This window comes from Mycobacterium sp. DBP42, from assembly GCF_005924235.1.
Taxonomy (GTDB): Bacteria; Actinomycetota; Actinomycetes; order Mycobacteriales; family Mycobacteriaceae; genus Mycobacterium; species Mycobacterium syngnathidarum.
Genome location: NZ_VCMY01000009.1, coordinates 44487 through 56255 on the forward strand (window position 1 = coordinate 44487; position 11769 = coordinate 56255).

Here is an 11769-nt window from a genome sequence, read left to right on the forward strand (position 1 = left end):
TGCCACTGTGCTCATAGCGATCGAGGGTGTGGACGGCGCAGGCAAACGTACGTTGACCGATGGCCTGCGGGCGGCTTTCGAGGTCGCCCACCTGTCCGTGGGCAGCTTGGCATTCCCGCGCTATCACCGGTCGGCGCCCGCCGATCTGGCCGCCGAGGCGTTGCACGGGGCCCATGGCGACCTGGCCGACTCGGTCTATGCGATGGCCACCTTGTTCGCCTTGGACCGGGCCGGGGCCCGTGAGGAGATCGAGCATCTGCTGGCGGCCTACGACGTCGTCATCCTGGACCGCTATGTGGCTTCGAACGCCGCCTACAGCGCAGCTCGCCTACATCAGCACGCCGAGGGCGAGGTGGTCCAGTGGGTGCGTGAGCTCGAGTTCGGGCGGCTGAAAATTCCCCCGCCGGATTGGCAGGTGCTGCTGGACGTACCGACCGAGCTTGCCGCCCAGCGGGCCGAGCACCGTGCCAACACCGAAGCGGATCGGGCCAGGGACGCCTATGAGCGCGACGGCGGCCTGCAGCAGCGCACGGGCGAGGTCTACGCCGCGCTGGCATCCGCCGACTGGTGCGGTCGATGGGCCGTCGCGGGTCCGGAAGTGGACCCCGCAGCCCTGGCAAGTCGGCTAAGCAGCAGATAAAGCGGAGAAACCCGCGTGTGGTACCCGGGTTTTGTCGCGATCTGGTGACACCATGGACACCATGAGGCAAAGGATCCTTGTCGTCGATGACGACCCATCGCTGGCCGAGATGCTCACCATCGTCTTGCGTGGTGAAGGATTCGACACCGCAGTCGTCGGCGATGGCAGCCAGGCGCTCACCGCGGTACGTGAACTGCGGCCCGATCTGGTCCTGTTGGACCTGATGCTGCCCGGCATGAACGGGATCGACGTGTGCCGTGTGCTGCGTGCCGATTCCGGCGTGCCCATCGTCATGCTGACCGCCAAGACCGACACCGTCGACGTGGTGCTGGGCCTGGAATCCGGCGCCGACGACTATGTGATGAAGCCGTTCAAGCCGAAGGAGCTGGTCGCACGCGTGCGCGCACGGCTGCGCCGCAACGAGGACGAGCCTGCCGAGCTGCTGTCGATCAACGACGTCGAGATCGACGTGCCGGCCCACAAGGTGACCCGCCAGGGTGAGCAGATTTCGCTGACGCCGCTGGAGTTCGACCTGCTCGTGGCGCTGGCACGCAAACCGCGCCAGGTGTTTACTCGTGATGTGCTGCTCGAACAGGTGTGGGGATATCGCCACCCCGCTGACACCCGTTTGGTGAACGTGCATGTCCAGCGGTTGCGGGCCAAGGTTGAGAAGGACCCGGAGAACCCGCAGGTGGTGTTGACCGTTCGAGGAGTGGGATACAAGGCCGGACCCCCGTGATCTTCAGCTCCAGGCGGCGCATCCGTGGGCGCTGGGGAGGTTCCGGCCCACTGTTGCGCGGATTGGGGACGCTCGGTAGGGCGCTGAGCTTGGTGTGGCGACGTTCGCTGCAACTGCGGGTGGTCACTCTGACATTGGGGCTTTCGCTCGCCGTGATCCTGGTCCTCGGTTTCGTGCTGACCAGTCAGATCACCGACCGGATCCTGGAGGTCAAGGTCAAGGCTGCCACCGAGGAGGTGGAGCGGGCCCGCGTCACGGTCGGCGGCATCGTCGGCGGTGAGGAAAGTCGCTCCCTCGACAGCAGCCTGCAACTGGCCCGCAACACGTTGATCGATCGCAAGGCCGATGCGCGCGCCGACGTGGCCGGCGCGTTCGACGCGGTCCTCATCGTCCCCGGCGACGGCCCGCGCGAAGCCGCGGCGGCCGGGCCGGTACAGCAGGTGCCGAAAGCGTTGCGCGACTTCGTCAAAGCCGGACAGGTCAGCTATCAGTACGCCACGGTGACCACCGATGCGTTTTCCGGGCCGGCGCTGATCGTCGGTAGCCCGGCGTCGTCGTCGGTGCCGAATCTTGAGCTGTACCTGATCTTTCCGCTGAACAACGAAGAGAGCACCATCTCGTTGGTTCGCGGCACCATGGCAACCGGTGGCGTCGTGCTGTTGGGCCTGCTGGCCGCGATCGCTCTCGTGGTGGCCCGCCAGATCGTGCAACCGGTGCGGTCGGCCTCGCGGATCGCCGAGCGGTTCGCCGAAGGTCACCTCACCGAGCGGATGCCGGTGCGTGGCGAGGACGACATGGCCCGGCTGGCGGTGTCGTTCAACGACATGGCCGAGAGCTTGTCGCGCCAGATCCAGCAGCTCGAAGAATTCGGTAACCTGCAGCGCCGCTTCACTTCTGACGTCAGTCACGAACTGCGCACCCCGTTGACCACGGTGCGTATGGCGGCTGACCTGATCCACGACCACAGTGAGGATCTCGACCCCGCATTGCGGCGCTCCACCGAACTGATGGTCAACGAACTGGACCGCTTCGAGACCCTGCTGGCCGACCTGCTCGAGATCTCCCGCCACGACGCCGGTGTGGCCGAGCTCTCGGTGGAGTCGGTCGACCTGCGCTCCACGGTGCAGAGCGCGCTGGACAACGTCGGGCACCTGGCTGCCGACGCCGAGGTGGAGCTCGACGTCGACATGCCCGCCGACGAGGTGATCGCCGAGGTGGATCCCCGCCGGGTGGAGCGGATCCTGCGCAACCTCATCGCCAACGCCATCGACCACGCCGAACGCAAACCCGTGCGTATCCGGATGGGCGCCGACGAGGACACCGTGGCCGTCACCGTGCGCGACTACGGCGTCGGATTGCGCCCCGGCGAGGAGAAGCTGGTGTTCAGCCGGTTCTGGCGGTCGGACCCCTCGCGGGTCCGTCGTTCCGGTGGTACCGGCCTGGGTCTGGCCATCAGCATCGAGGACGCACGCCTGCACCAGGGCCGGCTGGAGGCGTGGGGCGAACCGGGCAAGGGGGCCTGCTTCCGCCTGACACTGCCGCTGGTGCGTGGGCACAAGGTGACCACCAGCCCGTTGCCACTCAAACCTGTTGCACCGCAGCAGAAACAGCGGCAGCGTCCCAACCGAGACCGCGAGCATGCGGAGGAGAGCGTGTGAAGCGCCTGCTGACGGTGGTGATCGTCGGTCTGGTAGTGCTGGTGTCCGGCTGTGCGGGAATCCCGAATTCGTCCTCCCCGCAGGCCATCGGCACGGTCGACAAACCGGCGCCGCCGAACTTGCCCAAGCCGGCGCCCGGGATGGATCCCGATGTGCTGCTGCGCGAATTCCTCAAGGCCACTGCCGATCCCGCCAACCGGCATCTTGCGGCCCGGCAGTTCCTTACCGAGTCGGCTTCCAGTGCCTGGGACGACGCCGGTAGCGCGCTGCTGCTCGACCGCGTGGTGTTCACCGAAACCCGTACCTCGGACCGGGTTTCGGTGAACATGCAGGCCGACATCCTGGGATCGCTGTCCGACATGGGCGTGTTCGAGACGGGGGAGGGTGCGCTGCCCGATCCCGGTCCGATCGAGCTCGTCCAAACCCCTGCCGGCTGGCGTATCGACCGGCTGCCCAACGGCGTATTCCTCGACTGGCAACAGTTTCAGTCGACCTACAAGCGAAATACCCTCTATTTCGTCGACCCGACCGGAACCACGGTCGTGCCCGATCCGCGCTATGTCGCGGTCTCCGATCCTGACCAACTCGCGACCGAACTGATCTCCAAGCTCGTGTCCGGGCCGCGTCCGGAGATGGCCAGGTCTGTGCGCAACCTGCTCGACGAACCGCTGCGGATGCGTGGCCCGGTCACCCGCGCCGACGGCGGCAAGACCGGGGTGGGCCGCGGCTACGGTGGCGCCCGTATCGACCTCGACAACCTCTCGACCACCGATCCGCACAGTCGTCAACTGCTTGCCGCGCAGATCATTTGGACCCTGTCGCGGGCCGGGATCAGCGGTCCCTACGTGATCAACGCCGATGGCGCCCCACTGGACGACCGGTTTGCCGACGGCTGGGAAACCTCCGACGTCGCCGCGACCGACCCGGGGGCCGTGCCCGGTGCGGCAGCCGGTTTGCATGCGCTCGTGGGTGGCTCGCTGGTGGCCGTCGACGGACAGCACACCACCGGGGTGCCCGGAGCATTCGGCTCGGCGCCCAACCAGATGTCGGCCTCGGTGTCGCGCAATGGCCAGGACGCGGCCTCGGTCGTGGTGTTGCCCGACGCGCCCGAAGCCACCGCCGCCTCGCTGTGGATGGGGCCGCTGGGCGGACCCACCGCCAAGGCCATCGAGGGTCGTACCTTGACCCGGCCCAGTTGGTCGCTCGACGACGCCGTGTGGGTGGTGGTCGACAACGCCAACGTGGTGCGGGCCATCCGCGACGCGTCGGGCGTGCCGGCGCGTATTCCGGTTGACGTCGGCGCGGTGGCGAGCCGTTACCCGGGGCCGATCACCGAGTTGCAACTCTCGCGTGACGGCACCCGTGCGGCCATGGTGATCGGCGGTCAGGTGATCCTGGCGGGGATCGAGCGCACTCCCGAAGGCCAATTCCTGCTCACCTATCCGCGGCGTCTCGGCTTCGGTCTGGGCAACAGCGTGGTGTCGCTGTCCTGGCGGACCGGAGACGACATCGTGGTCAGCCGGACCGATCCGGCCCACCCCGTCTCGTATGTGAATCTCGACGGAGTGAATTCGGATGGGCCGAGCCGCAATCTGGTGGTCCCGGTGGGCACCGTGGCAGCCAATCCGTCGACGGTCTATGTGGCCGACCAACGCGGTGTGATGCAGTTGTCGGCGTCGGCGAGCCAGGACAACCCCGGCTGGGTCGACGTGCGCCCGCTGATGGTCCCCGGCTCGTTGCCGGTGCTGCCCGGCTGAGCCGGATCCGTCCCGCGCCCGAAGCGCCGTTTTCCACCGAATGGCTGTGCCACCCGTGGATCCGCGACCCGCAGGTGGAAAGCGGCGAAACTGCACCTGGCGTTGTCACAGGCGGAGCGCAGACTGCCGGCATGCTCGATCTCATCCTGCCGCTGGAATGTGGTGGCTGCGGCGCGCCATCCACCCGGTGGTGTGCGTCGTGCGCCGCACACCTCGGGGTGGATGACGACGAGCCGCACCTGCTCACCCCGCGCACCGACCCCGAAGTCCCGGTGTTTGCGCTCGGACGCCACGCCGGTACCCGCAGGCGCGCGATCGTCGCGGTCAAAGAAAAGGGGCGCACGGACCTTGTGGCGCCGTTGGCGGCCGCCCTCAGCGAAGGCCTGCAACACCTGCTGACCTGGGGCATCGTCGGCACGCCGGTGACTGTCGTGCCGGCGCCGACACGGCGGGCGGCAGCTCGTCGCCGCGGCGGCGACCCGGTCGGCAGGATTGCGAGGGCGGCGGTCTCCGGTCTGCCCGGTGTGCATGTGGTGCCGGCGCTGCGACTGCGCCCGTGGGTGCGTGATTCGGTGGGCCTGTCGGGCGCCGCACGTCAGCGCAACATCGCCGGTCGGGTGCGTCTGATCACGCCGGTCTGCGGTGAGGTGCTACTGGTCGACGACATCGTCACCACCGGGGCGACGGCGGCCGAATCGGTGCGGATGCTCACTCGAGCCGGCGCGCGGGTGTCCGCTGTACTGGCGATTTCGCACGCCTGACGTACGGATCGTTTCGCTGTGATCAAACCCGCGTGAAGAACTGAGAACGCGTATTTGAAATTGGTGGCACGAGTGGGTGAACACGGACTACCGTCGGCAGCAACGACCCGTGAACCACTCACGGCGGCGCTCGAAGATACGCAGCGCCACTTCACTGCCAAACGGTAGGAGGTGAGTACCCGACACCTTGCGCCGTTGGGTGGAGCAAACTTTCCGGCCCATCGGCACATTCCGATTCGTTGATAAGCAGGGCACGCGTGATGCGTGTGACAACTGAGAGAAACGAGTTGCCGAGTATGTCAACCCATTCCCCGGACACAAGTGCCACCATGGTGGTCGACCCCGACGAGAAGGTCGGCGACACCACCCCGGAGCCGAACGCAGAGGTTGTGGTCAAGGGTCGAAACGTCGAAGTTCCAGACCATTTCCGTATCTACGTCTCGGAGAAGTTGTCGCGCCTGGAGCGGTTCGACCGCACCATCTACTTGTTCGATGTCGAACTCGACCACGAACGCAACCGTCGTCAGCGCAAAAACTGCCAGCACGTCGAGATCACGGCCCGGGGCCGTGGCCCGGTGGTCCGTGGTGAGGCGTGCGCGGACAGTTTCTACGCTGCCCTGGAGTCGGCGGCGGGCAAACTCGAGAGCAGATTGCGCAAGGGCAAGGACCGCCGCAAGATCCACTACGGCGACAAGACCCCGGTTTCGCTGGCCGAAGCGACCGCGCACGAGACGCTGTTCGAGCAGCAGCCGATGGCGACGGCCGATGCCGGATTGGCAGATGGTCTCGAGGACCACGAGCCGGGCCGGATCGTGCGGACCAAGGAACACCCGGCGAAACCGATGACCGTCGACGACGCCCTCTACGAGATGGAGCTGGTGGGGCACGATTTCTTCCTGTTCCACGACAAGGAGAGTGACCGGCCGTCGGTGGTCTACCGCCGTCACGCCTACGACTACGGGTTGATCCGCCTGGCCTGACGCTTCCCGGCCAGGGCCGGACAATCAAAACCGCACCTCGGAGCTTTCCGGGGTGCGGTTTTGTTTCTTCGCGCCGGCAGAACCAGCGACTTCTACCGGTCACCTACGATGGAGGCCAACAAGCCCGACCGATCCCGACCATGGGATCCATCGAACCCACAGGGGAAATAGCGTGCTGTCGAAGTTGCTCCGTCTCGGTGAAGGCCGCATGGTCAAGCGCCTCAAGAAGGTGGCCGACTATGTCGACACCTTGTCCGACGACATGGAGAAGCTCACCGACGCCGAGCTGCGAGCCAAGACCGACGAGTTCAAGAAGCGGCTCGCGGACGGAGAGGACCTCGACGACCTGCTGCCCGAGGCGTTCGCCGTCGCCCGTGAAGCCGCCTGGCGGGTGCTGTCCCAAAAGCATTTCGAGGTCCAGATCATGGGCGGCGCGGCCCTGCACTTCGGCAACGTCGCCGAGATGAAGACCGGTGAGGGCAAGACCCTGACCGCGGTGCTGCCCGCCTACCTCAACGCGCTCAGCGGCGAGGGTGTCCACGTCGTCACGGTCAACGACTACCTGGCCAAACGTGACAGCGAGTGGATGGGCCGCGTCCACCGGTTCCTCGGCCTGGAGGTGGGCGTGATCCTGTCCGGGCTCACCCCCGAGGAACGCCGTGCCGCCTACGCCGCCGACATCACCTATGGCACCAACAACGAGTTCGGTTTCGACTACCTGCGCGACAACATGGCGCATTCGGTCGACGACATGGTCCAGCGTGGCCACAACTTCGCCATCGTGGACGAGGTCGACTCGATCCTGATCGACGAGGCCCGCACCCCGCTGATCATCTCGGGCCCGGCCGACGGTGCGTCGAACTGGTATACCGAGTTCGCCCGGCTCGCTCCGCTGATGGAGAAGGACGTCCACTACGAGGTCGACATCCGCAAGCGCACCATCGGTGTGCACGAGCTGGGTGTGGAGTTCGTCGAGGACCAGCTGGGCATCGAGAACCTCTACGAAGCCGCCAACTCGCCGCTGGTCAGTTACCTCAACAACGCCATCAAGGCCAAGGAGTTGTTCCAGCGCGACAAGGACTACATCGTCCGTGACGGTGAGGTGCTCATCGTCGACGAGTTCACCGGCCGTGTGCTGCTGGGCCGCCGCTACAACGAGGGCATGCACCAGGCGATCGAGGCCAAGGAACACGTCGAGATCAAGGCCGAGAACCAGACGCTGGCCACCATCACGCTGCAGAACTACTTCCGCCTCTACAACAAGCTGTCCGGCATGACCGGTACGGCCGAGACCGAGGCCGCCGAGCTGCACGAGATCTACAAGCTGGGCGTGGTGACGATCCCGACCAACAAGCCGATGGTCCGCGCCGATCAGTCCGACCTGATCTACAAGACCGAGGAAGCCAAGTACATCGCGGTCGTCGACGATGTGTCCGAGCGGTACGAGAAGGGCCAGCCGGTCCTGATCGGTACCACCAGCGTGGAGCGCTCCGAGTACCTGTCCCGGCAGTTCACCAAGCGCAAGATCCCGCACAACGTGCTCAACGCGAAGTACCACGAGCAGGAGGCGAACATCATCGCCGAGGCCGGCCGGCTCGGCGCCATCACCGTCGCCACCAACATGGCCGGCCGCGGTACCGACATCGTGCTCGGCGGCAACGCCGACTTCCTGGCCGACAAGCGGCTGCGGGAAAAGGGCTTGGACCCGGTGGAGACGCCCGAGGAGTACGAGGCCGCCTGGGACGAGACCCTCACGACCATCAAGGAAGAGGCCGGCAAGGAGGCCGAGAAAGTCGTCGAGGCGGGCGGGCTGTACGTGCTGGGCACCGAACGCCACGAGTCGCGTCGTATCGACAACCAGCTGCGCGGCCGCTCGGGTCGCCAGGGCGACCCCGGTGAGTCCCGGTTCTACCTCTCGCTGGGCGACGAGCTGATGCGACGTTTCAACGGTGCCACCCTCGAATCGCTGCTCACCCGGCTCAACCTGCCCGACGACGTGCCGATCGAGGCCAAGATGGTGACTCGCGCCATCAAGAGCGCCCAGACTCAGGTCGAGCAGCAGAACTTCGAGGTCCGCAAGAACGTCCTCAAGTACGACGAGGTGATGAACCAGCAGCGCAAGGTCATCTACAAGGAACGGCGGATGCTCCTGGAGGGTGAGAACCTCCAGGAGCAGGCCCACGACATGCTCGTCGACGTCATCACCGCATACGTCGACGGCGCGACGGCCGAGGGCTACGCCGAGGACTGGGATCTGGCCAAACTGTGGGAGGCACTCAAGACGCTGTACCCGGTCGGCATCGACCACCATGACCTGATCGACTCCAACGCGGTCGGTGAGCCCGGTGAGCTGACCCGCGACGAGCTGCTCGACGCGTTGATCAAAGATGCCGACCGCGCCTACGCCGAGCGTGAGAAGCAGCTCGAGGAGCTGGCCGGCGAGGGCGCGATGCGGCAGCTGGAGCGCAACGTGCTGCTCAACGTGATCGACCGTAAGTGGCGCGAACACCTCTACGAGATGGACTACCTCAAGGAGGGCATCGGCCTGCGTGCGATGGCCCAGCGCGACCCACTGGTGGAGTACCAGCGCGAGGGCTACGACATGTTCGTCGCCATGCTCGACGGCTTGAAAGAGGAGTCGGTGGGCTTCCTGTTCAACGTCCAGGTCGAGGCCGCGCCGGCTGCCCCAAGCGCCAAAGTCGCGCCGGTGGCCGCACCCAGCGGGCTGGCCGAGTTCGCGGCGGCTGCCGCGGCAAAGGCCGGCGAAACCACAGCGGCTGACTCGGAGTCGGGTGCGGTGGCCACCAAGGAGCGTCCCGCGCCGGCGTTGCGCGCGAAGGGGATCGACAACGAGGCTCCTCCGCTGACCTACACCGGTCCGGCGGAGGACGGTACGGCGGAGGTGCAGCGCTCCGGCGGGGGGCGGCACTCCGCACCGTCGGGCGGCACCCGGCGTGAGCGCCGCGAAGCTGCCCGCAAGCAGGCCAAGACCGGCCGGCCGTCCAAGTCGCACCGCAAGGGTTAGCCCAACTGCAGCGCAGTGAGTTGCCAACGGCCACTGCGTAATTCGATCCGCCCGGCGATGGCGCGCACCCGTGCGCCACGCGTGTAGGTGGCGAACAGCTCGGCGGCCTCGGATGAGGCTGCCGGACGCAGCCCCACCCGGCGCAGACTCGCCGCCGTGGGGTGGCGCGGTTTGGCGGCCGCGATGACCGCGTCGAGCAGCAGCTGGCTCATGAACGACCTCAACTGGGCCGGAGGCCTGCGCCGGTCGACGACCTCAAGGACTCGACGCAGTGCCATGTCAGCGAATTGCGCGGCGCCGGGCGGCAATTGCCGATCCGGCTCAGGGGAGACCAGCCGCAACCGGCGCGCGGTGTGCCCGCGCAGCACGGTGGGAGCCGGGCACGTCGAACCCGCTGGTGCCGGCACCGACATCGGTCCCGACGCCACCAGCGGCAGCGCGGGCGGCTCGAAGTCGATCACCGGAGCGATCATCGGCGGGCGGACAGAACGTGTACGGGCGGATTGTTCGGCGAGCTTCGAGATGGGCACGGGCAGCCTCCAGCGGTCGGCATGACGGACGACATCTGCTGGAGAGGTGCAGACCTACCCATGATCGCACGTGTTCGCCGCGCCGGACGCACGGATAATCCGGTGCTTGCCATGCATGGGTTGGCGCGGGAACGGTTACCCGATTGCGTGGCGGCGTGGGTGAAATTGACGCATGGCGGTACCCGTGATGCGCGGTGGCCGGATCGCCAGTTAACGTGACGGGGTTCAAGGGGAGCAGAAGGGGAGGTTGGCGCCGAATGGTGAGCAGGCTGTCGGCGTCCGACGCAGCGTTTTACCACCTGGAGAACACCGCTACGCCCATGTACGTCGGATCCTTGTCGATCCTGCGCAAGCCGCGGGCCGGCTTGAGTTATGAATCCCTGCTCGAGACCGTCGAGCGCCGTTTGCCGCAGATTCCGCGTTACCGGCAGAAGGTACGCGAGGTGACGTTGGGCCTGGCCCGGCCGGTGTGGGTGGACGACCGGGATTTCGACATCACCTACCACATCCGGCGCTCCGCGCTGCCGTCGCCGGGCAGCGATGCGCAGCTGCATGATCTGATCGCCCGGTTGGGGTCGAGGCCGTTGGACCGAACGCGGCCGTTGTGGGAGATGTATCTGGTCGAAGGGCTGGCCAAGAACCGCATCGCGATCTACACGAAGACGCACCAGGCGCTGGTGAACGGGATGACCGCGCTGGAGATCGGCCACGTCATCGCCGACCGCACCCAGAAGCCACCGGAGTTCGGCGAGGACATCTGGATTCCGGCCCGCGAACCCAGCGACCGGCAATTGGTGCTCGGTGCGATCGGTGAGTGGATCGCGCGGCCGACCAGCCAGCTGGCCGCCCTGCGGGACACCGTGACCGAGGTGGCCACGAATGCCAGCGAACTGGCCGCGGTGGGCCGGCGGGTGGCCGACGTGGCCCGCACGGTCGCGCGCGGCACCGCGCCCAGCAGCCCGCTCAACACACGGGTTTCGCGCAACCGCCGGTTCTCGGTGGACCAGCACCGGTTGGAGGACTACCGGCTGGTGCGCGCCCGCTACAACTGCGACATCAACGACGTCGTGCTGGCGGTCGTCGCCGGCGCGCTGCGCAACTGGCTGCTGTCCCGCGGGGAGCCGGTGACCCCGACCACCACCGTCCGGGCCATGGCACCGATGTCGGTATATCCCGACGCCGAACTGGATTCCTCGGGACCAGGGCAGGCGATCAGCGAGGTCTCGCCGTTCCTGGTCGATCTCCCGGTCGGTGAGGGCAACCCCGTGGTGCGGCTGTCGCAGATCGCCCATGCCACCGAATCGCATTCCGCCGCCGCCAGCCTGGTCGACGCGCGCACGATCGTCACGCTGTCCGGGTTCGCGCCGCCGACATTGCATGCCATGGGTATTCGAGTGGCGACAGGGTTTTCGGCGCGGTTGTTCAACCTGCTGATCACCAACGTGCCCGGGGCGCAGAAACAGATGTACATCGCGGGCACGAAGCTGTTGGAGACCTATGCGGTGCCGCCGTTGCTGCAGAACCAAGTGCTGGCGATCGGGGTCACTTCATACGACGGCCAGTTGTACTTCGGGATCAACGCCGATCGGGACGCGATGAGCGACGTCGACGTCCTGCCCAGCCTTCTGCGGGAATCTCTCGAAGAGTTGTTGGAGGCTGCCAAGTAGCGATGGTCGCCA

At 66.7% G+C, this 11769-nt stretch carries 9 protein-coding genes; 8 read left to right on the plus strand and 1 reads right to left on the minus strand.

Annotation, left to right across the window (positions count from 1 at the left end; genetic code table 11):
• The first annotated feature begins 7 nt into the window (after window positions 1–7).
• The 7 genes from E0T84_RS11870 (at window position 8) to secA (ending at window position 9560) form a co-directional block, all read left to right on the plus strand.
• Window positions 8–640, plus strand: a complete 633-nt coding sequence (locus E0T84_RS11870) for a dTMP kinase (RefSeq protein WP_138744541.1) — start codon at window positions 8–10, stop codon at window positions 638–640.
• 52 nt (window positions 641–692) lie between these two features.
• Window positions 693–1379 carry a two-component system response regulator MtrA gene (gene mtrA, locus E0T84_RS11875; protein WP_070187218.1) on the plus strand — a complete coding sequence of 229 codons (687 nt, stop codon included), beginning with the start codon at window positions 693–695 and terminating at the stop codon, window positions 1377–1379.
• Window positions 1376–3037: an MtrAB system histidine kinase MtrB gene (mtrB, locus tag E0T84_RS11880; protein ID WP_070187217.1), complete on the plus strand. Its 1662-nt coding sequence runs from the start codon at window positions 1376–1378 to the stop codon at window positions 3035–3037. Before mtrA ends, mtrB begins: the two co-directional genes overlap by 4 nt.
• A complete protein-coding gene (gene lpqB, locus E0T84_RS11885; RefSeq protein ID WP_138744542.1) occupies window positions 3034–4794 on the plus strand; it encodes an MtrAB system accessory lipoprotein LpqB in 1761 nt (586 codons plus the stop codon). Before mtrB ends, lpqB begins: the two co-directional genes overlap by 4 nt.
• A 131-nt stretch (window positions 4795–4925) precedes the next feature.
• On the plus strand, window positions 4926–5555 hold the full coding sequence (locus tag E0T84_RS11890; protein ID WP_138744543.1) for a ComF family protein: 630 nt from the start codon (window positions 4926–4928) through the stop codon (window positions 5553–5555).
• A 329-nt stretch (window positions 5556–5884) separates the two neighbouring features.
• Entirely contained in the window at window positions 5885–6535 is a 651-nt protein-coding gene (gene hpf / locus E0T84_RS11895; protein WP_165688732.1) for a ribosome hibernation-promoting factor, HPF/YfiA family, read from the plus strand.
• A 172-nt stretch (window positions 6536–6707) separates the two neighbouring features.
• Window positions 6708–9560: a preprotein translocase subunit SecA gene (gene secA / locus E0T84_RS11900; RefSeq protein ID WP_138744544.1), complete on the plus strand. Its 2853-nt coding sequence runs from the start codon at window positions 6708–6710 to the stop codon at window positions 9558–9560.
• Here secA and E0T84_RS11905 read toward each other — a convergent pair.
• Window positions 9557–10090: an Rv3235 family protein gene (locus E0T84_RS11905; protein ID WP_249383621.1), complete on the minus strand. Its 534-nt coding sequence runs from the start codon at window positions 10088–10090 to the stop codon at window positions 9557–9559. The two genes, secA and E0T84_RS11905, sit on opposite strands and share 4 nt — an antisense overlap.
• Before the next feature lie 257 nt (window positions 10091–10347).
• On the opposite strand from E0T84_RS11905, the gene E0T84_RS11910 reads away from it, so the two are divergent.
• A complete protein-coding gene (locus E0T84_RS11910; protein WP_070187211.1) occupies window positions 10348–11757 on the plus strand; it encodes a wax ester/triacylglycerol synthase family O-acyltransferase in 1410 nt (469 codons plus the stop codon).
• Window positions 11758–11769: the final 12 nt, after the last annotated feature.